The following is a 25,515-nucleotide window of genomic DNA, read 5'->3' as shown; positions in this document are numbered from 1 at the left end:
TGTCTTCGGCTCCGAAGGAGTACTCCCGCTTCCAGGTCACTCGCGAACTGCCTTCAGTGCCTCTTCAAGGACTGCCCTGAGGAGGGCTTCCAGCGCGATCGCTGGATCCGCGTGCTCCAGATCGTTCTCGGTTTGGAGGTAGCGCTTGGACAGGGCCGGGCGACGGGCGATCTCGATCTCCCTGGCCCAGATCAGGACCCAGCTCCGTACCGGGCTGAGGGACTGCCACTCGACGGCTTTGGCGAAGGCCTCGTCTTTCATGGCCCGCATCTCGTCGAGACGACCGGAGCGACGACGGTGAGGGCTGCACGCAGGGCGTCCGGTGTCAGTTCGGGACGGGGGATCAGCTCGTGCCTGTGGTTGGACGGAGCGCACTCAGGCGGCGGTGGCGAGGGGCGTACGGCAGTCACGGCAGAGTCCTGGGGCGGGTGAACGGAAGGCTCGGTCGCAGCCTTCGCAGGTCTGGAAGCGGGGCGGGGCAGCCGGCGGCTCGGTGGGTGCGCGGAACGGTGGCGGGGGCGGCAAAAGGGCCGTCAGGCGGTGGGCCAGGAGGGCGGCCGGGCGGCGTGGGCCCTCGGGTGGGAGGTCGCTGGTCAGGGCGTGGCGTACGGCTGCGGGGCTGACGTCGCGTTCCAGCCAGGCGGCGACGCCGGGGGTGAGGTGGGCGGCGTCGTGGGCCGAGAGGAGGAGGCTGGGGTCGATGTTGCGCAGGCCGGTGAGGAGGTCGGTGGCTGTCTGGAGGAGGCTGGGGGCGGGGTATGCCGGGTGCGGTACGGCGGGGAGGGGGCGGGCGGGGCGCTTCTTGGGTAGCGGGGTGCTGCGTGCGGCTGGGAGCGCGGGCGCCGGGGTTGGGCATGGGCGGGCGGCTGCGGGCGCCGCCGCTGTGTGGTCGGGCCGGTGAGCGCGGTGGGGCCTTGGCTGGTTGCACGAGATCGTGCGCGTGACGATACGGCCGCCGGTGATGCGTTTGCGTTCGCGGCGCAGGTAGCCGTGGGCTTCCAGTTCGCGCAAGGCCGCGGCGATGCGGGTCGGGCCCTCGGGGAAGCGGGCGGCCAGGGTCTTGATGTCGACGGAGGCGCCCGGCGGTAGCGACTGGATGTGTGCGCCCAGGCCGATGGCCAGGAGCGACAGCTCCGGGTGCTGGGTGAGGTGGTTGCCGATCACGGTGAAGCGGGTGGTGTGGCGGGTGTGGTCGTGGATCAGACCGCCGCCGGTTTCGGGATCCCGCCGGTTCGGGTGGTTGTTGGCTGCAACGCGGGACTGGGCGTGCGGGGGCACGCTAGGGTTTTCGGTGTCCATCAGGAAGGTCCGATCTTCCTCGGTGGTCAGGCCCCCGCACTGGGATTGCAGTCCCGGCGGGGGCCGTTGCATGTCTGCGGTTGTGTTGCGCTGAGCGTAGGGCAGGCAACCGGGCCGAAATCCAGCTGAGTTGGTGATGTTCACCCGCGAGGGTGAGCCTGTGCTGCGGGCGGGAGGGGCGGGGTTTAGTGGGGTTTCTTTCTCATCTCCTCGTTCCTTGGAGAAGGTCGCCCGGCCCACCGGAGCACAGCCCGACCGGAGCAGCGTCCACCGTGCTCCGGTGGACGCGGACCTCCGCCCACACCGTCTTGCGCGGCGGCAGCCCGGGTGCCACGCCCCACCTGTCCGCCAGTGCTTCTACGAGTACGAGGCCGCGGCCCGACTCGGCATCGGGAGCGGGGAGTTGGGTGCGCGGCTCACGCTCACCTCGCGTGTCCGTGACCTCGATGCGCAGGGTGTCGCCGACGACGTAGAGCGTCAGGCGGAAGTCGCGTCCCGGTACGCGGCCGTGGGTCGACGCGTTCGCCGCCAGCTCCGCCACGATCTGCTCCGCCGGGTCCAACGGCAGTCCCCAGGTGCGGAGTTGCTCGGTGGTCAGCAGACGGGCCAGGCGTGCTCCTCGTGGGGTGGAGGACAGCTGCGCGCTGAAGTTGCGGATGACGGCGGTTTCTTGATTCACGTCACTCAGCGTGGCCGCGCACGCTTACCGTGAACAGTGACGACTCCGTTGCGTACGGTGACTGTCCGGACGTTGTCCGGTGGTGTCCGGGCTGTCGGAGCGGGCCGTACGGGTAAGGGCGCGCGGTAGGGCCAGGTACGACGGAGGGGCACGCGGGATGTCAGTGGACGCGGAGGCGGGTCTGCTCAAGACCGAGGCGGACGAGCCGGGTTGGGAGGTGGATCCGGACGACGAGTGGGGAGTCGCGGTCATTGCCACTGTCGGGCGGCAGCTGAAGCTGCGGCGGGAGGCGGTGGGGATGCGGGCCGCCGAGTTCGGGGCGGCGGTTGGATACGGCGAGGACATGGTCTACAAGGTGGAGGGCGGGAAGCGAATTCCCAAGCAGGACTACCTGAACGAGGCCGATGTGGTGCTGAATGCGGGTGGCTTGATCGCGGCGACCTGGGAGGACGTGAAGAAGGTCCGGTACCCGAAGAAGGTTCGGGAGCTGGCCAAGTTGGAGGCGCAGGCGGTTGAGATCGGGCTGTACGAGTGCAACATCATCGCCGGGTTGTTGCAGACACCGGAGCATGCACGGGCCGTCATCTCGGCGGCTCAGCCGCCCTACTCGCCGGACGACGTGGAACGAATGGTGACTGCGCGCCTGGCTCGGCAGTCGGTCTTCGAGCGTGACCCGGCCCCGTCTATCCACTTTGTGCTGGAAGAGGCGGCACTGCGCCGTCCCATCGGCGGCACAATGGTGTGGCGACAGCAGCTCGAACGCCTGCTGGAGGTGGGGCGGTTGCACAACGTCGTGCTTCAGGTGATGCCGTTGAACTCCGAGGTCCACTCCGGTCTGGACGGGAGGATCGAGGTGCTGAAGTTCCCGGACGGTACGACGGTGGGGCGCTCCGACGGCGCGTTCAACGGCCGCCCTACAACGGACCCGAAACAGCTGCGCATCCTTGAGCTGAGGTATGGCACCATCCGGGCGCAGGCTCTCTCGCCAGGGGAGTCACTGGCCTTCATCGAGCAACTGCTGGGAGAAACATGATCCGCAAGTCCGCTGCCGGGGACGTCTCCAACCTGGCGTGGTTCAAGAGCAGTTACAGCGGCGGCAATGACGGCAACTCCTGCGTCGAGATCGCGATAGCGCCCCGCACCATCCACGTCCGCGACTCCAAGAACGACACGACCGGCCCCCGGCTCGCCTTCGCCCCCACCGCCTGGGCGAGCTTCGTGTCGCACGCCTCCGGCAGCTGACTGAACGCCGGAGCCCCCGGCCGCAGCGAACCGCAGCCAGGGGCTCCCGCTCAACGCAGCGCGCAGCGACTGTCAGACGTTCACGCCGAAGTCCTGGGCAATGCCTACCAGGCCCGAGGCGTAGCCCTGGCCGACCGCGCGGAACTTCCACTCCGCGCCGTTGCGGTAGAGCTCGCCGAAGACCATGGCCGTTTCCGTGGCCGCGTCCTCCGACAGGTCGTAGCGGGCGATCTCGGTGCCGCCGGCCTGGTTGATGATGCGGATGTAGGCGTTGCGGACCTGGCCGAAGTTCTGCGAGCGGTTCTCCGCGTCGTAGATGGAGACCGGGAAGACGATCTTGTCGATGTCGGCCGGGAGGCCCGCCAGGTTGACGTTGATCGCCTCGTCGTCGCCCTCGCCCTCGCCGGTGCGGTTGTCACCGGTGTGGACGATGGTGTTGTCCGGGGTCTGCTTGTTGTTGAAGAAGACGAAGTGGGCGTCCGAGAAGACCTTGCCCTGAGCGTTGACCGCGATCGCGGAGGCGTCGAGGTCGAAGTCCGTGCCGGTGGTGGTGCGGACGTCCCAGCCGAGGCCCACGGTGACGGCGGTCAGGCCCGGAGCCTCCTTGGTGAGCGAGACGTTGCCACCCTTGGACAGGCTTACAGCCATGGTTGGGAGTCCTTTCCCTCGTTTGCGTACGGCGGTACGACGTACGGGCTTGAAGCTACAGCTACCCCTATGAACGCCAAGAGGGGCGCCGAAGGTTCCACGTGTCTTTACTTTCTTTACCGAACTTGGGGTGAACGTTATTCGCGTGACGTGTGCCGGTCAGCTGCGGGACCATGGTGGGCATGTCCGGTCCCTACCTCATCCGCGGCTCCGTCTCGCTCCCCGAGGCCGAGCTCATGTGGCGTTTCTCGCGGTCGTCGGGGCCCGGCGGGCAGCACGTCAACACCAGTGACTCGCAGGTGGAGCTGCGGTTCGACCTCGCGAAGACCGAAGCCCTGCCCGAGGTGTGGAAGCAGCGGGCGCTGGAGCGGCTGGCCGGGCGGCTCGTCGACGGCGTGGTCGTCGTCCGTGCCTCCGAGCACCGGTCCCAGTGGCGCAACCGCGAGACCGCCGCCGTACGGCTCGCCGCCCTCCTCGCCGAGGCCAGCGCGCCGCCGCCCAAGCCGCGTCGGCCGACCCGTATTCCGCGCGGGATCAATGAGCGCCGGTTGCGGGAGAAGAAGCAGCGTTCCGATACGAAGCGGGGGCGATCCGGGCGGGACTGGGGTTAGGGACTCCACTCGTAGAACGTCCTTTGTCACATCCCCGCCCTCGCATCCGTCAAGTCACTGACAACGGACGGGGATGTGAGGAGCTGTGGCGATGGACGAGAACGGAATTCCCGGCGGGGACGGCGCTCCGAATGCGGCGGAGAAGGAATTTCTCGCCCGGCGGTTCGAATCACACCGGAGTCATCTGCGGGCCGTCGCCTACCGAATGCTCGGTTCCGGCGCCGAGGCCGATGACGCGGTGCAGGAGGCCTGGTTCCGGCTCAGTCGTACCGATGCCCGGCAGGTGGACAATCTCGGGGGCTGGCTCACGACGGTGGTCGGGCGGGTCTGTCTGGACATGCTGCGCTCGCGCAAATCGCGGGCGGAGGAGCCTTTGGAGGGCGGGGCGGGCACCGCGCGCGTGGGGGAGGTCTTCGCCGGCGATCCCGAGCAGGATGCGCTGCTTGCCGACTCGGTGGGCGTTGCGCTGCTCGTCGTGCTCGAGACGTTGACTCCTGCTGAGCGGCTGGCTTTCGTGCTGCACGACTTGTTTGCGGTGTCGTACGAGGAGGTCGGGGAGATCGTGGGGCGGAGCCCGGTGGCGGCGCGGCAGTTGGCCAGCCGGGCGCGGCGGCGGGTGCAGGGGGCTGAGGCTCATGATGCCGATCTGGGGCGGCAGCGGGAGGTTGTGGATGCGTTCTTGGCGGCCGCGCGGGAGGGGGACTTCGGGGCGCTGGTCGAGTTGCTGGATCCGGATGTGGTCGCGCGTACCGATGTGGGGGTGACGACGGGTGCGGCGGCGGTCGCCAAGGGGGCGTCGAGCTTCCGGCATTTCGGGGCCGTGTCGCGGCCTGCGCTGGTCGACGGTGTCACCGGGCTGGCCGTGTTCATCGAAGGGCGCCTGGACCGGACGTTGGCCTTCACGTTCGTACGGGACCGGATCGCGGTCATCGACATCGTGCTGGACGCTGCACGGGTGGCGGAGCAGGACGTCACCCTCGTGGACTAGGCCAGGCCGGTGCGCCACCTGCACCTTGCCGCACGCCAAGTGCTCAGCTCACCCCAACTGCCGGTACCGCCCCCGGAAGTACGCCAGCGGCCCCCCGTCCGCGCTCGGCACCCCGGCGGTCAGTACCCGGCCGATCACCAGGGTGTGGTCGCCGGCCCGCACCCGCTGCTCCGTGCGGCACTCCAGGGTGGCCAGGGCGCCGCCCACCAAGGGGGCGCCGGTCGCCTCCCCACGTACGTACGGGATGTCCTCGAACAGCAACCGGTCGCTGATGCGGCCCTTCATGGCGAAGCGGCCCGCGATGTGGCGCTGGCTCTCGGAGAGGACCGAGACCGCCCACAGGGGCTGCTCGTCGAGCAGGTCGTCCATGCGGGAGCCCTCGCGCAGGCTGACCAGGACCAGGGGCGGGTCCAGGGAGACGGACATGAAAGCCGTCGCCGTCATGCCGACGTCCTCGCCGCCCGGTGCCGTCGCGTCGTCCGGGTCGAGCGGCGGCTCCTGCGCGGTCACCAGGACCACACCTGCGGCCAGCCGGGACATGGCGGCGCGGAACTCCTCGTTGCTCACCCCCTCAGCATGCCCGGAGGCGGGCGGGGCAGTGATCGGGATCGTGGCAGCGGGAGTGTTCGGCACGCCCGAGACGCTAGTGTCCGCCCTGCGGCTGCCGCATCGGGCCCCGGGCCGATACTGGACCTAGGTCCATCGGCGGAGGCTTCTCCACATCCCCACAAAGTTTGCGTTCAGTAAACGCATAGGGAAAACGCAGAAACACCACTCAATTGTTCATCTTTGGCTGTGACTTGAGTCACAAGAGCCACTAATTGTTGACCCTGTGTACCGAGTGGGCAGCGCGCTGTGATTCAGTGGCGGGGAAGCTGCCAATGACGATACGCCGATGAGAACCCTTGATTCACTGCGAGGTCTCGGGGGGAGGGCGAGCATGGAGACCGAGTCGGAGCCGTACGTCCGTCTTGCGACCCTGCGACAACTTCACCAGGTCATGGCTGACATGAACACGGCCCGAAGCCTGGCGGACACACTGCAGACCGTCGCCGACGGCGTGGTCAACGGCCTCGGTTACGAGCTGGCGTGCGTCAATCTCGTACGTCCGGACGGAGATCTCGTCGTCGCCGCCTTCGCCGGCAACCCTGCGGCCGAGGCGCTCATCACCGGCCGGGTCGGCTCCCGGGAGTCCTGGGAGCGCCGCCTGAGCATGGGCGAGCACTGGGGCGACCTGGTGTTCATATCGCACACCGAGGGCTGGGTCCTCGACGACGACGACGTCCCGCAGTGGTACACCGACGGCCCCGCGCCCCGCTTCGAGGACGAGTGGCACCCCTCGGACCGGCTGTTCGCGCCCATGTACATGCCCGCCTCGCCCGGCGGCAGCTGCGGTGAGCTGATCGGCGTCCTGTCCGTGGACCGGCCGCGCAACGGCCGGCGGCCGGGCGCATGGGGTCGTGAAGCGCTCCAGATGTATGCGTTCCAGGCCGCCATCGCGATCAGCAACGCGCGTCTACGTGCGAATATGCAGCGGGCACTGGTCAGACTCGAAAGGGAGCAGCAGGCCCTGCGGGCGAGTGAGGAAAGCTTCAGGCAGGCCTTCGAGTACGCCCCCTCCGGCATGGCGATCGCCGAGATGGGCGGCGACCAGCACGGCCGGATCCTGCGGACCAACGACGCGCTGTGCCGCCTCCTCGGCCGCCCCGCCTCCGCGATGCGCCGCTACGCCTTCTCCGACCTCGTCCACCCCGAGGACATCGGCACCCTGCTGAGGACCTCGGCGGAGGGCGGACGGGCGGAACTGCGCCTGGGACGCCGTGACGGCACGTACGTCTGGGTGTCGCTGCGCAACAGCGTCGTCGCGGACGCCGCCGACGGGCCCCGCTTCCTGCTCACCCACGTCGAGGACATAGAGGACCGCAAGCGGCGTGAGCTGCAGCTCGCCCACCGCGCCTCCCACGACTCGCTCACCGGCCTGCCGAACTCCGCCGAGCTGCGCTCCCGTCTCTCCTCCCGCCTCTGTCAGCGCGCCGGGCACCCCGGCGCCCTGGAGTCCCTGGACGCGGCGTACGGCCATCCCGTCTACGACGCGGGCGGCCACGGCTTCGACTTCCGGCCGGGCGGCGGCGTCGAGGTGTACGACGGCTACGACCACCATGTGCACACCGCCGCCCCCCAAAGCGATCACGACGACGGCACCAAGGGGCTCGCGGTCCTCTTCTGCGACCTCGACGGCTTCAAGTCGATCAACGACCGGTTCGGGCACAACGCGGGTGACGCGGTTCTCATCGAGGTCGCCCGGCGGCTGTCGCGGGCCGTGCGCGACGGGGACACGGTCGCGCGGCTCGGCGGCGACGAGTTCGTGATCCTCGCCGACGGGCTCGGCCGGGCCGACGCCCAGGACCTGGCCGTACGCCTGCGCAACGAGATCATCCAGCCGATCCGGGCCGAGGGACGGGCCGTGCGCGTGGGCGCCAGCTTCGGCATCGGGTGGGCGCACTGCGGCATGACGGCGGACGAAGTGTTGAAGTCCGCCGACGAGCGGATGTACGTAGAGAAACGATCTCGTCCCAAACAGCACAGACGCGCGGGCTGATCTCCAGGTCAGGGGCCCTGTCTGCGGAACGATGCGATCCGAGTCACCCGTTTGGGGCAGCGGGAGCGGGTAGGCTCGCCATTCTGACCCCACGTATCGCGTTCGACCCGCACCGCTGAGGAGTACCACGGAGATGACGTCCGGCAACAACGGCGCCAGCACGCCCGAGGACGACGACCCGTTCGGCTACCTCTACGCCGACGGGCAGGCCAACGGAGCGCAGCCGCCGTCCGGTGGCGGCGGCTACGGCTACCCGGGCTCCGTCAACCGGAACCGCGCCGTCGGCCAGCGCCAGTACGGCCAGCCGGCCCAGGCCCAGCAGACCGCCGCCTACGGCCAGGCCCCGCAGCAGCAGGGCGCGTACGGCCAGCCGAACGCCCACTACGCGGCGCCGGAGACGCTTCCCGGCGGCGGCGCCCCCACGGCCCCGCAGCAGCCGGCGTACAGCGGCGGCGGTCGCCGCGGCCCCAACACCAAGGGCCTGCTGATCGGCGCGATCGCGGTGGTCGCCGCGGTCGTGATCGGCATCGGCGTGGCGATGATGAACGGCAACTCCAAGGACAACAAGGCGGGCGGCGGTTCCTCCAGCACGCCGTCCACCTCGCAGAGTTCCCAGCCGAGCCAGTCGGCTAGCAGCAGTGCTTCGGCGGAGCTGCCGAAGACGGATGCGAAGGATCTTCAGCTGGGCGGTACGGCGGCGAAGGCTTCGGACGTCCAGGGTGCCGGGGCCGACGGCGGTGTCTACGTGGGCAACCTCAACAACGTCGGCTCCTCGGTCACCTGGACGATCGACGACATCTCCGAGGCCGGTGCCTACACCCTCTTCGCGACCTACAGCGTCCCCGGCCAGGACCAGTCGATGACACTGCTCGTCAACGGCCAGCCGTTCGGCAAGAAGTTCAATCTGGGCAACTTCGCGCGTGCCGCGGACGGCGACTTCACCAAGGGCTGGACGAAGAGCTACGTGTGGCCCACCCTCAAGAAGGGCCCGAACACGCTCACCCTGACCTGCCAGGCCGGCGACAAGTGCAACGTCCTGCTGGACCAGCTGTACCTGAAGAAGGGTCAGGTCACGAGCTAGGGCGGTCTCAGGCCGCGGTGACCTCCCCGGTCACCGCAACCCGCCCCACCAGCTCCTCGTACGCCCCCGGTCGAACTCCCCCGCCACCGGCGCCGGCACCGTCGCCGCCGGCACCGACAGCGCCACCGCCCGGGACAGGCGGTCCGGCCATGGGAGTTGTTCCTTCGACCCCGACAGCAGGACTGCGACCGCCGAGTCGCCCGCCCGAGGATGGGTGGGTGCTGATCAAGCCATCCCTCACAACGTCTACCGGGGAGGGGAGATAGGTCAGGTCGGGCGAAAAATGGGCAGTTCGCACTGAGTCGGGTTAGTGAACCGGCCAAAAGTGGCTTTCCGTGATGCTCAATTTGATTGACCGCCCCTGCTCCTTCATAGAAGATCCTTCCGAAACCCCCAACAGGGGGGTGAACAGGGGGATATCGTGAAAACCTTCGGAAGGTCAATAACTTTCGGCTTTGTGAGCGTTGCGCTCGCGGTTTGCGGCTTTGCCGGACCGGCGGCGGCCTACGGTCCTCAGGGTGGAAACGGTGCAGGGAATGCCGTGGTTGAGGCCGGCGGTGGCCTCATAGCCGGGCAGCCCGTCATCCACAAGAGGGGGGACGGCGTCAAGCCGCCGGCGGAGCTGGGCAACCCCTCCGAGTGGGGCGTGGTAAAGCTGGAAATCAAGAATTCGGCCGCTCAGCTGAGAAGAGGGAATACCTGCGAGACCGTGACTCATGGCAAGTGGTGCTATGGGTACGATCTGGTGTCGGCCGGAAAGAAGTGCTACTCGAACTACATCGCGGATGTGCAGCACAAGTCGACGGTCAGGGTCCTGAACGTCGACCATTCAAGTGGCTGGGTGGCGAAGGGGGAGACTTCCTACGCCAACTCGACACAGGGTGCGGCGTGGACCTGCTATGCGTATTACGATAATGCATAAATGTATCCGCCGTGATGAGGGTTGACCTCCCTCGGGTGGGGCATTGCTCCGGGCGCACGCGAGCCCGGAGCAATGCCCCATTAGGGCTGGAAGGGGAGAGAGTGAGCGGTTGGGGTGCTCGGGCCGCGTCGTTCGCGGTTCCGCTCGGGCTTGGCTTGTTGCTTGGGTTGATGGGGCCCGTCGCTGAACATTGGGGCGGTCCGGGTGCGGCCGTGGGTGCCGTTTTCACCGGTGGGTGGCCGTGGGCCTGTTATGCGTTTCTGGTGGGTTATTTCCGCCGGTCCAAGATTGAATCAGTGATTCTCGCGCCTCTGGGGCTGGCCATCGGTGTCGTGACCTACTACCTGACCAAGGGAAACCTGGCCTCCCTGGGTGGAGTGGATTCCTCGGGTGCGGGGTCATCCGGAATCGCCCTCTGGGGTGTGCTGGCATTTCTCTTCGGAGCACCTCTTGGGCTCCTGGGGAATCTCGCACGGGTGCCGGGCGTTGGCGGCCTGTTCTTCCGGCTGCTTATTCCCCTGGTGGCTTTTTATGAGACTTCCATGCGTCTGGAGAGGGAGTCGCGCGGGCCGAGTCAGGTCGTTCTGGGTACCTGGACCACCGTTCGGTTCACGGCTGTTGCCGTTGCGGTCGCTCTAGTCGGCCACACGGTCTGGGGTTGGTGGAGGTCTCGCCGTATTCGTTCCGCCGGGGTGGGCGTTGGCTAGTGCCTTGTGATCCTGTTCAGGTCAGTTCGAGTGGACTTGATGACAGCTTGCCGGGGCCAGGCTGGGTGAGCCAGGAGCGGACGTTCCGTAAGGTGGTCTTCGAGGTTGAGCGGTGCATCGCTGCGACGGGACCGGCCGACGGGTCACGAAAGTGCGACAGATTGCCGCGAAGTGTCACACTCCTGGGCAGGTGGCATCCCCTCCTGGCAGGCGTCATCGGGGTCGATACACCGCTCAACTTCGAAGACCCCCGTAAGGCTCTGGGCAGGCAGGGCAGTTGAGGCTGGCGGGGTGTGACTGCGCCCCTCGGGCCGGTCGTCCGGGCAGATATCCAGCGCGGGGGCGTCCCGTGCTCCGGGTGGGCGTCGGTGGCCAGATCGACACGTGTCACGCGGCCGGTGCACCGCAGCCGACACCTCCCGGCGCGGGAACGACCGATCCAGTGATGCGAACCCTGCGAAGGCTCTAGGCCGCGGTGACCTCTCCGGTCACCGCCACCCGCCCCACCAGCTCCTCGTACGCCCCCCGGTCGAACTCCCCCGCCACCGGCGCCAGTACGGTCGCCGTCGACAAGGCCACCGCGCGGGACAGGCGGTCCGGCCAGGGGAGTTGTTCCGCCAAGCCCGACAGCAGGCCCGCGACCGCCGAGTCGCCCGCGCCCGTCGGGTTGCCGTGGATGCGGGCGGGCGGGGCTGCGTGCCAGCGGCCCTCCGGGGTGACTGCCAGGAGGCCCTGTGTGCCGAGGGAGGCGACCACCGACCGGGCGCCCCGGCGGCGGGCGTCCTGGGCGCCGCGCAGGGGGTCGTGGGAGCCGGTGAGCTCGGCCAGTTCGTCGGCGTTCGGTTTGACCATGTCCGGGCGGGCTGCCACACCGCGGCGCAGGGGTTCGCCACTCGTGTCGAGGAGTACGGGGACCCCGGCGGCCTTCGCGAGACGTATCAGGCCCGCGTACGCGCCCACCGGCACCCCGGGCGGCAGGCTGCCGCACAGGGCCACCGCGGACGCGGGCGCGAGCAGGTCCTCGTAGACCTCCTGGAAGGCGGACCACTCGGCGGGGGTGATGGTGGGGCCCGGCTCGTTGAGCTGCGTGGTGTCGCCTGTCCGATCGTCCACCAGTGCGATCGTGCGCCGTGTCGGACCCGAGACCGGGACCAGGGCGTCCACCAGGCCGGGCGTGGCGGTCAGCAGGTCCTGGACCGTGCGGCCCGTGGCGCCGCCCGTGAAGCCGGTGACCGTCACCTCGTGGCCGAGTGCCGCGAGCACGCGCGCCACGTTCACGCCCTTGCCGCCGGGCCGTTCGGTCACCTCGGTGATCCGGTGCGAGGCGTGCGGCTTGAGCGCCGGTACGCGGTAGGTGAGGTCGAGAGCGGTGTTCAGCGTGACCGTGAGGATCACCTGGGCCGACCTCCCCCGAAGACGAATGCGGAGCACGCGCCGAACGGACGGCGGCCCTCCTATTTTCGCAGGACGACCGCCGTCCTCAACAGCGGGACAGATCAGCCCAGTTGGGGATCGACCACCCATTCACCGCGGCGCATCACGCCCTTGAGGGCGAATTGATGGTCGAGAACCACCAGGTCGGCGTCCTTTCCGGGCTCCAGGGAGCCGACCCGGTCGTACAGGCCGAGCAGTTTGGCGGGATTGGCCGAGATGGCGGTGACGACGTCCTCCACCGGCAGTCCGTCCACCGTCACCGCCCGCTGGAACGCCCGGTCCAGCGTGAGCGTCGACCCCGCGATGGAGCCACCCTCCACCAGACGGGCTACTCCTTCGGTGACCTCTACCTCCAAGGGGCCCAGCAGATAGCGGCCGTCGCCGAAACCCGCCGCGTCCATCGCGTCCGTGATGAAGGCGACCCGGTCCGCTCCGGCGTGGTGGAAGGCCAGCTGGAGGGCGGCCGGGTGCAGATGCGTGCCGTCGTTGATGAGCTCGACGGTGACGCGTTCGTCCTCCAGCAGGGCCGTGATCGGGCCGGGGGCGCGGTGGCCGATCTGCGGCATCGCGTTGAACAGGTGGGTGGCGACCGTGGCGCCCGCGTCGATCGCCGCCACCGTCTGCTCGTACGTCGCGTCGGTGTGCCCGATCGCCGCGATGACGCCTAGTTCGGCGAGGAGGCGTACGGAGTCGAGGCCGCCGGGGAGTTCGGTGGCGAGCGTGACCATCCTGGCCCTGCCGCGGGCCGCGTCGATCAGTTTGCGCACCGCAGCCGGGTCGGGGTCCCGCAGCAGCTTCTCGGAGTGGGCGCCCTTGCGGCACGGGGAGATGAACGGGCCCTCGAAGTGGATGCCGGCGATGTCGCCCTGTTCGGCGAGCTCGCTCAGCAGCCCCGCTCGCTGGGCGAGGAGGTCCATGTCGTCGGTGACCGTCGAGGTGACCAGGGTGGTCGTGCCGTGCAGGCGGTGGGTGTGGATGCCGGTGAGGACGTCCTCGACCGTGCCCGAGGTGAAGGAGGCTCCGCCGCCGCCGTGGTTGTGGAGGTCTACGAAGCCGGGCACTACGTGGTGGCCGGTGAGGTCGATCAGCTGAGCGTCAGGTGATGCCGCACCGGCGATGCGAGTGCCCTCGACAAACACTCGGCCGTTCTCGACGGTTCCGGTGGGGAGGACCACGTTGGCGCCGGAGAGCACCAGGGGGGTGCGGGCCGTTGCGGGGTGCGGGTGCGTCGTGGTTGATCGCGCCCACGCGGCGGTAGCCGCAGATTCAATGGGGCCCCGCGCCCCTAGGGGGGTTGCCATCAGGGCGTTACCTCCGTGCCGTCAGTTGTAGTGAGGAGGTCCCAGGCCAGCAGCCCGGCACCGAGACAACCCGCCGTGTCACCCAGCGCCGCGGGGACGATCGTCGGCAGCTTCTGGAAGGTGACCCGCCCCCGGACCGCCTCCCGTAGCGGTGTGAACAAGGTGTCCCCCGCTTCCGCGAGGCCGCCGCCGATGATCAGGGTGCGGGGGTCCAGCAGGGTGAGGGCGGTGACCAGGCCGTCGGCCAGGGCGTCGACCGCGTGCTGCCAGACTCGTACGGCGTTCGGGTCGCCGGACGCGACGGACTTGGCGCAGTCGGCGGCGTCCGCGCCAGGGTCGCCCGTGGCCGCCGCCCAGGCCTCGCTCACCGCCGCCGCCGAGGCGTAGCGCTCCAGGCAGCCGCGCTGGCCGCAGGGACAGGGGCTGCCCCCGGGCCGCACGACGATGTGGCCGATCTCGCCCGCGAAGCCGTGCGCGCCCGCCTCCACCCGGCCCGCGATGCCGATCGCGCCCGCGATGCCGGTGCCGAGGGGGACGAAGAGGAAGCGGTCGGCGTCCTGTCCGGCGCCGATGCGGCCCTCCGCCAGTCCGCCGGTGCGCACGTCGTGGCCGAGGGCGACCGGGGTGCCGAGCCGTTCGGCGAGCAGATCGCGCAGGGGGATGTCGCGCCAGCCGAGGTTGGCCGCGTAGACGGCGATGCCCCGGTCGGCGTCGACGATCCCGGGGACGGCGACGCCGGCGGCGGACGCGGGCTCGCCGAAGTGCTCGGCGCCGTGGGCGCTGAGCTCGGCGGCGAAGTCGAGGATGCCCTCGACGACCGCTTCCGGCCCGCGCTCGCGACCGGTCGCCCGGCGGGACTGGTGGAGGAGGGCGCCGTCCTGCGCGACCAGCGCGGCCTTCATCCCGGTGCCGCCCACATCCAGGGCGATGACATGTCTCACGGGGGACAGTGTGGCCCGAGGACCCGCAAGAGGTCTAGTCCACTTACGTGGTGTAGACCTATCGTGTCCACATGTTGAACAGCGAGACAGTAGGGTTGGGGTCAACAGCAGTGCAGCGGCGGGGTAGGACAGGAACGATCGCGGCGGTGTCCGCACTGGGCATGACGGCGGTCCTCGGCGGCTGCGGCCTGACCGGCGGCGGCTCAGGAGACGTCACTCTGAAGCTGATCGCCGCGGACTACGGCGACTCCGCCGACAACAGCTCCCAGAAGTACTGGGACCGGCTGGTCAGGGAGTACGAGAGCAAGCACTCCGGTGTGAAGATCGACGTCACCGTGTACTCCTGGAACGACGTGGACCGCAAGGTCAAGGAGCTGGTCGACGCGGGCGAGGCGCCCGACATGGCGCAGATAGGCGCGTACGCCGACTACGCCGACAAGGGCCTGCTCTACTCGGCCGACGACATGCTCTCCATCAGCACCCAGGCCGACTTCGCCTCCCAGCTGGCCACCGCCGGACAGGTGAAGGGCGTGCAGTACGGGCTGCCGTTCGCGGCCTCCACGCGGCTGCTCTTCTACAACAAGACCCTCTTCAAGAACGCCGGGCTCACCCCGCCGAAGACCTGGAACGAGCTCGCCGCCGACGCCAAGGTGCTCAAGGCGCGCGGGGTGAAGTTCCCGTACGCGCTGCCGCTCGGCCCGGAGGAGGCGCAGGCTGAGACCATGCAGTGGCTGCTGAGCGGCGGCGGCGGTTACACCGACACCGTCGGCACCTACGGCATCGACTCCGCGCAGAACATCGACACCTTCAACTGGCTCAAGGACGACCTGGTCGACAAGGGCCTGACCGGTCCCGTCGCGCCCGGCAGCCTCAACCGCGCCACCGCCTTCGCCGCCTTCGCCAAGGGCGACGTCGGCATGCTCAACGGCCACCCCTCGCTGATGAAGATCGCCGCGAAGAAGGGCGTGAAGTTCGGCATGGTGCCGATGCCCGGCAAGGACGGCGTGAGCAAGAACGCCATGGGCGTCGCCGACTGGATGATGGCCTTCAAGAAGAACGGCCACGCCGAGCAGGTCGGCAAGTTCCTCGACTTCGTCTACAGCGAGAAGAACGTGCTCGCCTTCTCCCGCGAGTACGACCTGCTGCCGGTCACCACCTCCGCCTCCGACATCATGAGCACGAGCCGGCAGGACGCCTCCCTGGAGCCGTTCCTGAAGCAGCTGCCGCTGTCCGAGCTCTACCCCGTCGACAAGACCTCCTGGGCCTCGGTCGCCGTGGCCGTCAAGAAGCACATAGGCAACGCGGTGGCCCCCGGCGGCAACCCCGCGGCCACCCTCGCGCAGCTGGAGTCGACGGCGTCCATGGCGGAGAGCTCGCATTAGCCGCGGGGCGCTGTCAGTTGCGCGGGTTACGGTTCAGGACATGGACCAGGAGCAGCGGGGAGGCCGCCAGCCGCGCGAACCTCTGGGCGAGCGCGAGCGGGCAGTCCTCGCCCTCGAGCGCCGGGGCTTTCCGGGCCCCGGCGCCAAGGAGCGCGCCATACGCGAGGAGCTGGGCCTGGCCCCCGTCCGCTACTACCAGCTGCTCAACGCCCTGCTGGACGACGAGCGGGCCCTCGCCCACGACCCGGTGACGGTGAACAGGTTGCGCAGGGTGCGCGAGACACGCCGAGCGGAACGCTGACGGCCGGCGCTCCCCTGAGCCATGGGTGCGCCCCGCCCCGCGCGGTTATGGTCACCGTATGGGCACCCATACGGACACGGACTCGACGCACTCCATGGACCCCCTGCCGACGCCCACCACGCAGGCAGGCAGGGACGGACTCGCCGCGATCCTCGCGAACCCCGCGAAAACGGTGGTCGGCCTGGACTTCGACGGCACCCTCGCCCCGATCGTGGCGGACCCCGAGCAGGCCCGCGCCCACCCGGAGGCGGTGCCCGCGCTCGCCGCCCTCGCCCCGCGGATCGCCTCCGTCGCGGTGGTCACCGGCCGCCCGGCCGGCGTCGCCGTGCGGCACGGCGGCTTCGCGGGCGTCCCCGGCCTGGAGCACCTGGTGGTCCTCGGCCACTACGGCGCCGAACGCTGGGACGCGGTCAGCGGCGACGTCACCGCGCCCGCCCCCCACCCCGGCGTCGCCGCGGTCCGCGCCGAACTCCCCGGCTTCCTCGACCGCATCGGCGCCTGGCAGGGCACCTGGATCGAGGAGAAGGGCCGCGCCGTCGCGGTCCACACCCGCCGCGCCTCCGACCCCCAGGCCGCCTTCGAGGCCCTGCGCGCCCCCCTCACCGACCTCGCCACCCGCCACGGCCTGATCGTCGAACCCGGCCGCCTGGTCCTCGAACTGCGCCCCCCGGGCACCGACAAGGGAGTGGCCCTCCTGGAGTACGTCCGCGAGATCGACGCCTCGGCGGTCCTCTACGCCGGCGACGACCTCGGCGACCTCCCCGCCTTCGCGGCCGTCGACAAACTCCGCTCCGACGGCACCCCCGGCCTCCTGGTGTGCAGCGGCAGCGACGAGGTCACGGAACTACGGGAACGAGCGGACCTCGTGGTGGACGGCCCGGAGGGGGTCGTACGCCTGCTGCGGGGCTTGGCGGATTCCTTCAGCCCGTCCGGCGTTTGAGGACAAGGCCCCTTAAGGGCCGAGAAGGCGGGGGCCTGGGGGCGGCAGCCCCCAGACCTCAGCCTCGCAAGGCCTCCAGCTGATCAAGAAACCACTGGGCAGGCGGCAACGCCGTAGCCGCAGCGGCAAGCCGCTTAGACCGCTCGGCCCGCTCAGCCGCCGGCAGGCACAACGCCGCGTGCAGCGCCTCCGCCGTAGCGATCACGTCGTACGGATTCACCGTCAGCGCATCCTCGGCCAGCTCCTCGTACGCCCCCGCCTCCCGCGACAGCACCAGTGCGCAGCCCTCGTCGGAGACGACCGGCACCTCCTTCGCGACGAGGTTCATGCCGTCCCGGATCGGGTTGACGAGGGCCACGTCGGCCAGTCGGTAGGCGGCCAGCGAGCGCGCGAAGTCGTCCTTGACGTGCAGCACGACGGGGGTCCAACCAGGCGTCCCGAAACGGGAGTTGATCTCCTCGGCCACCCGCTGCACCTCGGCCGTGTAGTCGCGGTACACGGCGAGGTCCTGCCGGGAGGGATAGGCGAACGCGACATGCACGACCCGCTCCCGCCACTCGGGGCGGTCCTCCAGCAGCTGCCGGTACGCCAGCAGCCCGCGCACGATGTTCTTCGACAGCTCGGTGCGGTCGACCCGCACGACCGTCCTGCGGCCGGCGCCGATCTCCTCCTTCAGCGCGGCCATCCGCTCGGCCACATCGGCCTCGTGCGAGCGCTTGCGCAGGAAGTCCGCGTCCGCGCCCAGGCCGTGCACGCCGATCTCCGTGCCCCCGAGGCCGCCCACCACCGCCGTGGCGCACGCCGTGAACGCGTCCGCCCAGCGCCGGGTCAGAAAGCCCAGCCGGTCGGCGCCCAGCATGCCGTGCAGAAGCTGCTCGGCGATGTCGTCCGGCAGCATCCGGAAGTAGTCCACCGGTGCCCACGGCGTGTGCGAGAAGTGCCCGATGCGCAGGTCGGGACGGAGCTCGCGGAGCATGCCCGGCACCAGACACAGGTGGTAGTCCTGCACCAGCACCGCCGCGCCCTCGGCCGCCTCCTGCGCCAGCGCCTCGGCGAAGGCCCGGTTGTAGGTCTCGTACGACGCCCACTGCCGCCGGAACTCCGCGTCGAAGACCGGCTCCAGCGGCGTCTGGTACAGCATGTGGTGCACGAACCACAGCACCGAGTTCGCGATGCCGTTGTACGCGTCGGCGTGCACGCCGGCCGGGATGTCCAGCATCCGCACCCCGCCCTCGCCGGCCCCGCGCCGTACCGCCTCGCGATCGCCGTCGGACAGGGCCGAGCACACCCACAGGGCGTCCGCGTCGGGCCCGATCGCGGAGAGGCCGGAGACCAGCCCGCCGCCGCCACGCCTGGCGGCCAGCGAGCCGTCCTCCTGCACTTCGTACGAGACCGGGCCGCGGTTGGACGCGACCAGCACCTGATGACCAGCGCCGTGCGTGGAAGCCATACGCCTCAACCTAGCCCGGCCCGTAAACGCTCAAACGTACGGCTGCGCTCTGCGAGTGGACCGTATACACCGCCCACGCCGCGTAACGCGCCGCCTCAGGCGACCTTGCGCGACGCGTACTCCGTGATCTCCACCATCGGCGGCCGCTCCTCCGTGTCCACGGAGTAGGTGCGCGGCTCGAAGCCGTCCTCGCCCCGTTCGAACTGGGTGAGGGAGGGACGGATGAGGTGGCCGCGGGCCAGCCTCAGCTGTGCCGTGCGGTAGATCGCGGCGGACATCCGGCCCAGCGCCTGCCCGTCCTGGTGGCGGTGCTTGCGCACCCCGACGTCCACCTGGGCGAGTGCGTCGAGGCCCACCAGGTGCAGGGCGTCGACCAGCATGCCCAGCTCGACGCCGTACCCGACGGGGAACGGCAGCTGTTCCAGCAGGCTGCGCCGGGCCGCGTACTCACCGCCGAGCGGCTGCACGAAGCCCGCCAGCTGCGGCCAGTGCATGTTGAGCAGCGGGCGCGCCATCAGTTCGGTGACCCGGCCGCCCTGGCCCTGGGCGCCGGCCAGCGGACGGTCGTACATGCCCTTGACCAGGTCGACCGCCGGGTCGGTGAGCAGCGGGCCGACGATCCCGGAGACGAAGTCGGAGGAGAACTCCTTGAGGTCGGCGTCGATGAAGCAGACGATGTCCCCGCTCGTGACCAGGAGCGAGCGCCACAGCACCTCGCCCTTGCCGGGGACGGTCGGGATACGGGGCAGGATGTCGTCACGGTGGACGACCCTGGCCCCGGCCGCCGCGGCGACCTCGGACGTACGGTCGGTGGACCCGGAGTCGACGACGACGATCTCGTCGACGAGCGGAACCTGCTGCATCAGGTCGTGACGGATGATCGCGACGATGTCGCCGACCGTCTCCTCCTCGTTGAGCGCGGGCAGCACGACGCTGACCGACTGTCCCGTGCGCTGCTTGGCAGCGAGGATCTGGTGGAGAGGGCGGTCGGTCAGGGACCAGGAGCGGGTGCTCAGCCAGCGCTCGACTTCTTCCAGCACGTAGGCGGCTCCTCTGCGTTCTCTCGGCGAAGACCGGATCATCATGTGATCCATCTCGCGGTTCGGACGACTATCTCAACTGTCCTGGCCTTCCGTTACAGTCTTGAACAACGCTGGTGACCATCGCATGTCGGGGTCGCCCGGCGTTCACAACCGCATACCGCTCATCCAGAGGGGCAGAGGGATACGGCCCGATGAAGCCCCGGCAACCCTCCAGCCGGTCTCGTAACCGATCGATGCTGATCGTTCCGCGAGGCTCCCGGCTAGGGAAGGTGCCAAATCCGTCTCACGGCGAGATGCGTCGTGAGGAAGATGAGGAGAAAGGGCCTCGCCTCACATGGCTGCGCAGACTGTTGCAAGCACCACCGACTCCACGACCGTCGACCTCGGTCCCGCCGCGGCGCTCTCCTGCCGCGAGTGCGGTCACCAGGTGCCCCTCGGCCCGGTCTTCGCCTGCGAGGAGTGTTTCGGCCCGCTCGAGATCGCGTACGACTTCTCGGCCTACGACACCGAGGAGCTCCGCAAGCAGATCGAGGCGGGTCCCGCGAACATCTGGCGTTACGCGCCCCTGCTGCCCGTCCCGGCGGACGTGGCGGACAAGCCCAACATCAACCCCGGTTGGACCAAGCTCGTCAAGGCCGACAACCTGGCCCGCGAGCTGGGCGTGACCGGCGGTCTGTACGTCAAGGACGACTCCGGCAACCCGACGCACTCCTTCAAGGACCGGGTCGTCGCCCAGGCCATCGAGGCCGCCCGCGCCTTCGACTTCACCACCCTGTCCTGCTCGTCCACCGGCAACCTGGCCGGTGCGGTGGGTGCCGCCGCCGCCCGCGCCGGCTTCCGTTCCTGCGTGTTCATCCCGCACGACCTGGAGCAGGGCAAGGTCGTCATGGCCGCGGTCTACGGCGGCGAGCTCGTCGGCATCGAGGGCAACTACGACGACGTGAACCGCTTCTGCTCCGAGCTGATCGGCGACCCGGCCGGCGAGGGCTGGGGCTTCGTCAACGTCAACCTGCGGCCGTACTACGCCGAGGGCTCCAAGACCCTGGCGTACGAGATCTGCGAGCAGCTCGGCTGGCGGCTGCCGGACCAGCTGGTCGTGCCGATCGCCTCCGGCTCGCAGCTGACGAAGATCGACAAGGGGCTGCAAGAGCTGATCAAGCTCGGCCTCGTCGAGGACAAGCCGTACAAGATCTTCGGCGCCCAGGCCGAGGGCTGCTCGCCGGTGTCGGTGGCCTACAAGGCCGGGCACGACGTGGTGCGGCCGCAGAAGCCGAACACGATCGCCAAGTCGCTGGCCATCGGCAACCCGGCGGACGGGCCGTATGTGCTGGACATCGCTCGCCGTACCGGTGGGGCGGTGGAGGACGTGAACGACGAGCAGATCGTGGACGCGATCCGGCTGCTCGCCAGGACCGAGGGAATCTTCGCGGAGACCGCCGGTGGCGTGACCGTGGGTGTGACGCGCAAGCTCATCGAGAACGGTGTCCTCGACCCGACGCTGACCACGGTCGTCCTCAACACGGGAGACGGTCTGAAGACACTGGATGCGGTGGCTGGCACCGGGCTCACCGCCACGATTCGCCCGAGCCTGGAGTCGTTCCGCGAGGCCGGCCTCGCGTAGTTCCCCGTGCCCCTTAAAAGCCATACCCCGACCGGAGGTTCATCGTGAGCGTCAACGTCCGTATCCCCACCATCCTGCGCACCTACACCGGCGGCCAGGCCGAGGTCACTGCTGAAGGTGGGACCCTCGGCGAGGTCATCGCCGATCTGGAGAAGAACCACACCGGTATCGCCGCGCGTGTTCTCGATGACCAGGGCAAGCTTCGCCGCTTCGTCAATGTCTATGTGAACGACGACGACGTGCGGTTCGAGCAGGGGCTGGAGACGGCGACTCCGGACGGGGCGGGCGTCTCGATCATCCCGGCCGTGGCCGGAGGCTGACCGAAACAGGTCGGACGACCGATTATTACCGTCGGTAACGCTGATTACCGAGAGTTCATCGAATTGCCCCCTCCGTGAGAGAAGCGGAGGGGGCAATTCTGCATGGTTGAGCACGGTACAGTTGGGGAACCTGCTCGACTCCGCTTGCCGCGTGCATATGAGTTCCTACTTCTCGGGCAGCGAGAAGTAGCCAAAGTGTGCAGGTTTTTTGCGCCTTATGCTCCATTTATGGGGCCCGACTTGCCCTGAATTCGGGCGAATTCTCCGTAAATTCCGGACCGGTCGTGCCCGGAATTCTCGTCCGATTGACCTGTTGCAGACGGCAGTTGGACAGATACATTCAGCCGCGGTCGACGCGTTCCGGCGCACGCCCCCAACCGTGGGGGGTGAGGTCTGACCCGGATCCGCGAAGTGTGGATCTGTGCAAGGGCCAGTAATAGGGGAGTTAGGCATGGCTCAGGGCACCGTCAAGTGGTTCAACGCGGAGAAGGGGTACGGCTTCATCGCGGTCGACGGTGGTGCGGATGTTTTCGTCCACTACAGTGCGATTCAGATGGACGGCTACCGCACCCTGGAAGAGGGTCAGCGGGTCGATTTCGAGATCTCGCAGGGCCAGAAGGGGCCGCAGGCGGACATGGTCCGTCTGGCGACCAGCTGAAGCACGCGCCGGGTTAACTGCAGCGACGTTCTTCTGTTCTTGATCGAAGGGCCCGCACCTGAGGGTGCGGGCCCTTCGGCATGTCCGGCGGCGGGCCCGGGCGGCCCGTCGCCCCGGCTGTTCCCTGAGGGGCGCTTGCACTCGACCATGCCGAGTGCTAATCATTGGCGTTAGCACTCTGAAGGTGAGAGTGACAAAGATGGACCGGGTCGGTGAGGCCCGCAGGCCAGGTGGGGCAAGGAACCACGAGGCGTGCGTGCCGTCCGTCGCGGGCGCGGGCGCGGTCCGAAGGAATCACCCCCAGTCCTGGAGGGACCACTTCACATGGCCAAGATCATCGCGTTCGACGAGGAGGCGCGGCGCGGCCTCGAGCGCGGCATGAACCAGCTCGCGGACGCCGTGAAGGTGACGCTCGGCCCCAAGGGCCGCAACGTCGTCCTCGAGAAGAAGTGGGGCGCCCCCACGATCACCAACGATGGTGTCTCCATCGCCAAGGAGATCGAACTCGAGGACCCGTACGAGAAGATCGGCGCCGAGCTGGTCAAGGAAGTCGCCAAGAAGACGGACGACGTCGCCGGTGACGGTACGACCACCGCGACCGTGCTCGCCCAGGCCCTGGTCAAGGAAGGCCTGCGCAACGTAGCCGCCGGCGCCAACCCGATGGCCCTCAAGCGCGGTATCGAGAAGGCCGTCGAGGCCGTCTCCGGTGCCCTGCTCGAGCAGGCCAAGGATGTCGAGACCAAGGAGCAGATCGCTTCCACGGCCTCCATCTCCGCCGCCGACACCCAGATCGGCGAGCTCATCGCCGAGGCCATGGACAAGGTCGGCAAGGAAGGCGTCATCACCGTCGAGGAGTCCCAGACCTTCGGTCTGGAGCTGGAGCTCACCGAGGGTATGCGCTTCGACAAGGGCTACATCTCGGCGTACTTCGCCACCGACATGGAGCGGATGGAGGCGTCGCTCGACGACCCGTACATCCTGATCGCCAACTCCAAGATCGGTTCCGTCAAGGACCTGCTCCCGCTCCTGGAGAAGGTCATGCAGTCGGGCAAGCCGCTGCTGATCATCGCCGAGGACGTCGAGGGCGAGGCCCTGTCGACCCTGGTCGTCAACAAGATCCGCGGCACCTTCAAGTCCGTCGCGGTCAAGGCCCCCGGCTTCGGCGACCGCCGCAAGGCGATGCTGAACGACATCGCCATCCTCACCGGTGGCGAGGTCATCTCCGAGGAGGTCGGTCTCAAGCTCGAGAACACCTCCCTCGACCTGCTGGGCCGCGCCCGCAAGGTGGTCATCACCAAGGACGAGACCACCATCGTCGACGGCGCCGGCTCCACGGAGCAGGTGCAGGGCCGGGTCAACCAGATCCGTGCCGAGATCGAGAACAGCGACTCGGACTACGACCGCGAGAAGCTGCAGGAGCGCCTGGCGAAGCTCGCCGGCGGTGTCGCGGTCATCAAGGCCGGTGCCGCCACCGAGGTGGAGCTCAAGGAGCGCAAGCACCGCATCGAGGACGCCGTCCGCAACGCGAAGGCCGCCGTCGAGGAGGGCATCGTCGCCGGTGGTGGCGTGGCGCTCATCCAGGCGTCCAGCGTCTTCGAGAAGCTGGACCTCGAAGGTGACGAGGCGACCGGCGCCAACGCCGTGCGCATCGCGCTCGAGGCCCCGCTGAAGCAGATCGCCGTCAACGCCGGCCTCGAGGGCGGTGTCGTGGTGGAGAAGGTGCGCAACCTGACCCCGGGCCACGGCCTGAACGCCGCGACCGGCGAGTACGTCGACCTGGTCAAGGAAGGCATCATCGACCCGGCGAAGGTCACGCGCTCTGCCCTGCAGAACGCCGCGTCCATCGCCGCGCTCTTCCTCACCACCGAGGCCGTCATCGCCGACAAGCCGGAGAAGGCCGCCGCGCCCGCCGGTGGCGGTATGCCGGGCGGTGACATGGACTTCTGATCGGCCTCCGGCTGATCCGGGTTCCACCGAGGGCGGCACTCCCTGGAAACAGGGGGTGCCGCCCTCGGGCGTGTCCGAGGTCATAGGAGAATTGCTTAAGCGGGTGCAACAATGCGTGTGCACATACCATTCGGTTAATGCAGCCATCGCACGAGGAGCCCACCCACGTGACCACCGCCCCCTCCCGCGCCGCCGAGGTCCTCTCCCGGCCCACCGCGATCAACGGCCTGACCGTCCCCAACCGCATCGTCATGGCGCCCATGACGCGCATGTTCTCCCCGGGCGGCATCCCCGGCGAGGACGTGGTGTCGTACTACGCCCGCCGGGCCGCCGCCGGCGTCGGACTGATCGTCACCGAGGGCACCTACGTCGGCCACGAGTCGGCCGGCAACAGCGACCGCGTCCCCCGGTTCCACGGCGAGGAGCAGCTCGCGGGCTGGCAGAAGGTCGCCGAGGCGGTGCACGCGGCGGGCGGCACGATCGTTCCGCAGCTGTGGCACATCGGGACGGTCCGCAACCAGGGCGACGGCCCCTACCCGGGCGCCCCCTCGCACGGCCCCTCCGGTCTGCGCGTCACCGGCGTCGAGGACGCGACGCCCATGACGCAGGCCGACATCGACGCCGTCATCGGCGCGTTCGTCGAGTCCGCGGTCGCCGCCGAGCGCATCGGCTTCGACGGCATAGAACTGCACGGCGCGCACGGCTACCTCCTCGACCAGTTCCTGTGGGCCGGCACCAACCGTCGTACGGACGCGTACGGCGGCGACCCCGTGGCCCGTACGAAGTTCGCGGCGGAGATCGTGGCGGCCGTACGGGAGGCCGTCTCGCCCGAGTTCCCGATCCTGTTCCGCTACTCGCAGTGGAAGCAGGAGGCGTACGACGCGCGTCTCGCCGAGACGCCGGAGGAGCTGGAGGCGATCCTCGCGCCGCTGACCGCGGCGGGTGTGGACGCGTTCCATGCCTCCACACGGCGGTACTGGCTGCCGGAGTTCGACGGCTCCGACCTCAACCTGGCGGGGTGGACGAAGAAGCTGACGGGGCGGCCGACCATCACCGTCGGATCGGTGGGACTCGACGGGGACTTCATCCGGGGGTTTGCCGGGGAGGGGTCGCCGGTCCGGGGGATCGACGACCTGCTGGACCGGCTGGAGCGCGAGGAGTACGACTTCGTCGCTGTCGGACGGGCGTTGCTGCAGGATCCCGAGTGGGCGACGAAGGTGTTGGCCGGCCGGAGCGATGAGCTTGAGCCGTACTCGGCGAGTGCGTTGAAGACGCTGAGCTGAGCTGTGCGGTACGGGTCGGTGGGGGTGCGCCTCCCTGGGGGCCGCGCCCCCAGACCCCCATCGGCCTGCGGCCTCGTCCTCAAACTCCCCCACTCTCGGCTTCGCTCGAGCGGGGGGA

General features: G+C 69.1%; 26 protein-coding genes, 1 pseudogene and 1 riboswitch. Of the genes and pseudogenes, 16 read left to right on the top strand and 11 right to left on the bottom strand.

The genetic code is table 11. The features are described 5' to 3' along the window. Window positions 1–36 precede the first annotated feature (36 nt). From ACFY1U_RS29990 to ACFY1U_RS29980, 3 genes are all read right to left on the bottom strand, one after another. Complete coding sequence (locus ACFY1U_RS29990) at window positions 37–261, bottom strand: hypothetical protein (RefSeq protein ID WP_390697242.1); 225 nt, start codon at window positions 259–261, stop codon at window positions 37–39. 114 nt (window positions 262–375) lie between these two features. After that, a complete protein-coding gene (locus ACFY1U_RS29985; protein ID WP_390697241.1) occupies window positions 376–1,299 on the bottom strand; it encodes a helix-turn-helix domain-containing protein in 924 nt (307 codons plus the stop codon). A 202-nt stretch (window positions 1,300–1,501) separates the two neighbouring features. Then, window positions 1,502–1,978, bottom strand: coding sequence for an ATP-binding protein (locus tag ACFY1U_RS29980; RefSeq protein WP_390697240.1), 477 nt, complete (start codon window positions 1,976–1,978; stop codon window positions 1,502–1,504). A gap of 157 nt (window positions 1,979–2,135) precedes the next feature. On the opposite strand from ACFY1U_RS29980, the gene ACFY1U_RS29975 reads away from it, so the two are divergent. After that, window positions 2,136–3,011: a helix-turn-helix domain-containing protein gene (locus ACFY1U_RS29975; RefSeq protein WP_390697403.1), complete on the top strand. Its 876-nt coding sequence runs from the start codon at window positions 2,136–2,138 to the stop codon at window positions 3,009–3,011. Then, window positions 3,008–3,220 (top strand): DUF397 domain-containing protein, encoded by a 213-nt coding sequence (locus tag ACFY1U_RS29970; RefSeq protein WP_390697239.1) that lies wholly within the window; start codon window positions 3,008–3,010, stop codon window positions 3,218–3,220. Before ACFY1U_RS29975 ends, ACFY1U_RS29970 begins: the two co-directional genes overlap by 4 nt. 72 nt (window positions 3,221–3,292) lie before the next feature. On the opposite strand, the gene ACFY1U_RS29965 is transcribed toward ACFY1U_RS29970, so the two are convergent. Further along, window positions 3,293–3,868 (bottom strand): TerD family protein, encoded by a 576-nt coding sequence (locus tag ACFY1U_RS29965; protein ID WP_390697238.1) that lies wholly within the window; start codon window positions 3,866–3,868, stop codon window positions 3,293–3,295. Window positions 3,869–4,041: 173 nt separating this feature from the next. On the opposite strand from ACFY1U_RS29965, the gene arfB reads away from it, so the two are divergent. Beyond that, window positions 4,042–4,479: an alternative ribosome rescue aminoacyl-tRNA hydrolase ArfB gene (arfB, locus tag ACFY1U_RS29960; protein WP_390697237.1), complete on the top strand. Its 438-nt coding sequence runs from the start codon at window positions 4,042–4,044 to the stop codon at window positions 4,477–4,479. A 91-nt stretch (window positions 4,480–4,570) separates the two neighbouring features. Further along, window positions 4,571–5,467 carry a sigma-70 family RNA polymerase sigma factor gene (locus tag ACFY1U_RS29955; RefSeq protein WP_390697236.1) on the top strand — a complete coding sequence of 299 codons (897 nt, stop codon included), beginning with the start codon at window positions 4,571–4,573 and terminating at the stop codon, window positions 5,465–5,467. Window positions 5,468–5,515: 48 nt separating this feature from the next. Here ACFY1U_RS29955 and ACFY1U_RS29950 read toward each other — a convergent pair whose 3' ends face one another. Continuing rightward, a complete protein-coding gene (locus ACFY1U_RS29950; protein WP_390697235.1) occupies window positions 5,516–6,100 on the bottom strand; it encodes a flavin reductase family protein in 585 nt (194 codons plus the stop codon). 307 nt (window positions 6,101–6,407) lie between these two features. Here ACFY1U_RS29950 and cdgB point away from each other — a divergent pair, with 307 nt between their 5' ends. Together cdgB and ACFY1U_RS29940 are read left to right on the top strand one after the other, a co-directional pair. Then, a complete protein-coding gene (gene cdgB, locus ACFY1U_RS29945) occupies window positions 6,408–8,066 on the top strand; it encodes a diguanylate cyclase CdgB (RefSeq protein WP_390697234.1) in 1,659 nt (552 codons plus the stop codon). A 133-nt stretch (window positions 8,067–8,199) separates the two neighbouring features. Further along, a complete protein-coding gene (locus tag ACFY1U_RS29940; RefSeq protein WP_390697233.1) occupies window positions 8,200–9,147 on the top strand; it encodes a CBM35 domain-containing protein in 948 nt (315 codons plus the stop codon). A gap of 7 nt (window positions 9,148–9,154) precedes the next feature. On the opposite strand, the pseudogene ACFY1U_RS29935 reads toward ACFY1U_RS29940, so the two are convergent. Continuing rightward, window positions 9,155–9,351 (bottom strand): annotated as a pseudogene (locus ACFY1U_RS29935) (1-phosphofructokinase); the annotation flags it as partial. A 217-nt stretch (window positions 9,352–9,568) separates the two neighbouring features. Here ACFY1U_RS29935 and ACFY1U_RS29930 point away from each other — a divergent pair. Further along, the gene (locus ACFY1U_RS29930; RefSeq protein ID WP_390697232.1) at window positions 9,569–10,069 is read left to right on the top strand and encodes a lactococcin 972 family bacteriocin; all 501 of its coding nucleotides are present in this window, start codon (window positions 9,569–9,571) and stop codon (window positions 10,067–10,069) included. Between the two features lie 212 nt (window positions 10,070–10,281). Beyond that, window positions 10,282–10,776, top strand: a complete 495-nt coding sequence (locus ACFY1U_RS29925) for a hypothetical protein (protein WP_390697231.1) — start codon at window positions 10,282–10,284, stop codon at window positions 10,774–10,776. 465 nt (window positions 10,777–11,241) lie between these two features. On the opposite strand, the gene ACFY1U_RS29920 is transcribed toward ACFY1U_RS29925, so the two are convergent. From ACFY1U_RS29920 to ACFY1U_RS29910, 3 genes are all read right to left on the bottom strand, one after another. Next, on the bottom strand, window positions 11,242–12,171 hold the full coding sequence (locus ACFY1U_RS29920) for a 1-phosphofructokinase family hexose kinase (protein ID WP_390697230.1): 930 nt from the start codon (window positions 12,169–12,171) through the stop codon (window positions 11,242–11,244). Between the two features lie 101 nt (window positions 12,172–12,272). Continuing rightward, window positions 12,273–13,511, bottom strand: a complete 1,239-nt coding sequence (nagA, locus tag ACFY1U_RS29915) for an N-acetylglucosamine-6-phosphate deacetylase (protein WP_390697229.1) — start codon at window positions 13,509–13,511, stop codon at window positions 12,273–12,275. Then, entirely contained in the window at window positions 13,511–14,452 is a 942-nt protein-coding gene (locus tag ACFY1U_RS29910; protein WP_390697228.1) for an ROK family protein, read from the bottom strand. Before ACFY1U_RS29910 ends, nagA begins: the two co-directional genes overlap by 1 nt. A gap of 161 nt (window positions 14,453–14,613) precedes the next feature. Between ACFY1U_RS29910 and ACFY1U_RS29905 the strand changes: the two genes are divergently transcribed. From ACFY1U_RS29905 to otsB, 3 genes are read left to right on the top strand one after another with little or no spacing between them, the layout of a single operon-like run. Continuing rightward, on the top strand, window positions 14,614–15,834 hold the full coding sequence (locus ACFY1U_RS29905; RefSeq protein WP_390697402.1) for an ABC transporter substrate-binding protein: 1,221 nt from the start codon (window positions 14,614–14,616) through the stop codon (window positions 15,832–15,834). Window positions 15,835–15,874: 40 nt separating this feature from the next. Continuing rightward, the gene (locus ACFY1U_RS29900) at window positions 15,875–16,135 is read left to right on the top strand and encodes a DUF3263 domain-containing protein (protein WP_390697227.1); all 261 of its coding nucleotides are present in this window, start codon (window positions 15,875–15,877) and stop codon (window positions 16,133–16,135) included. Between the two features lie 58 nt (window positions 16,136–16,193). Next, a complete protein-coding gene (gene otsB, locus ACFY1U_RS29895) occupies window positions 16,194–17,075 on the top strand; it encodes a trehalose-phosphatase (RefSeq protein ID WP_390697226.1) in 882 nt (293 codons plus the stop codon). Window positions 17,076–17,133: 58 nt separating this feature from the next. On the opposite strand, the gene ACFY1U_RS29890 is transcribed toward otsB, so the two are convergent. After that, entirely contained in the window at window positions 17,134–18,525 is a 1,392-nt protein-coding gene (locus ACFY1U_RS29890; RefSeq protein ID WP_390697225.1) for a trehalose-6-phosphate synthase, read from the bottom strand. Between the two features lie 95 nt (window positions 18,526–18,620). Next, window positions 18,621–19,565 carry a glucosyl-3-phosphoglycerate synthase gene (locus tag ACFY1U_RS29885; protein ID WP_390697224.1) on the bottom strand — a complete coding sequence of 315 codons (945 nt, stop codon included), beginning with the start codon at window positions 19,563–19,565 and terminating at the stop codon, window positions 18,621–18,623. A 161-nt stretch (window positions 19,566–19,726) separates the two neighbouring features. Further along, a riboswitch (SAM riboswitch) is annotated at window positions 19,727–19,884 on the top strand. Between the two features lie 18 nt (window positions 19,885–19,902). Between ACFY1U_RS29885 and thrC the strand changes: the two genes are divergently transcribed. From thrC to ACFY1U_RS29860, 5 genes are all read left to right on the top strand, one after another. Further along, window positions 19,903–21,189 (top strand): threonine synthase, encoded by a 1,287-nt coding sequence (thrC, locus tag ACFY1U_RS29880; RefSeq protein ID WP_390697223.1) that lies wholly within the window; start codon window positions 19,903–19,905, stop codon window positions 21,187–21,189. Window positions 21,190–21,233: 44 nt separating this feature from the next. Next, window positions 21,234–21,509: a MoaD/ThiS family protein gene (locus ACFY1U_RS29875; RefSeq protein ID WP_030941262.1), complete on the top strand. Its 276-nt coding sequence runs from the start codon at window positions 21,234–21,236 to the stop codon at window positions 21,507–21,509. A gap of 451 nt (window positions 21,510–21,960) precedes the next feature. Further along, the gene (locus tag ACFY1U_RS29870; protein WP_019057200.1) at window positions 21,961–22,167 is read left to right on the top strand and encodes a cold-shock protein; all 207 of its coding nucleotides are present in this window, start codon (window positions 21,961–21,963) and stop codon (window positions 22,165–22,167) included. Window positions 22,168–22,491: 324 nt separating this feature from the next. Next, the gene (gene groL / locus ACFY1U_RS29865; RefSeq protein WP_115907423.1) at window positions 22,492–24,114 is read left to right on the top strand and encodes a chaperonin GroEL; all 1,623 of its coding nucleotides are present in this window, start codon (window positions 22,492–22,494) and stop codon (window positions 24,112–24,114) included. A gap of 137 nt (window positions 24,115–24,251) precedes the next feature. After that, window positions 24,252–25,397 (top strand): NADH:flavin oxidoreductase, encoded by a 1,146-nt coding sequence (locus tag ACFY1U_RS29860; RefSeq protein ID WP_390697222.1) that lies wholly within the window; start codon window positions 24,252–24,254, stop codon window positions 25,395–25,397. Window positions 25,398–25,515: the final 118 nt, after the last annotated feature.

The sequence above is a fragment of the Streptomyces sp. NPDC001351 genome (genome assembly GCF_042896045.1).
Classification (GTDB): domain Bacteria; phylum Actinomycetota; class Actinomycetes; order Streptomycetales; family Streptomycetaceae; genus Streptomyces.
Note: the sequence above shows the minus strand (reverse complement) of the source record. Positions and strands in the feature narration are given on the sequence as shown.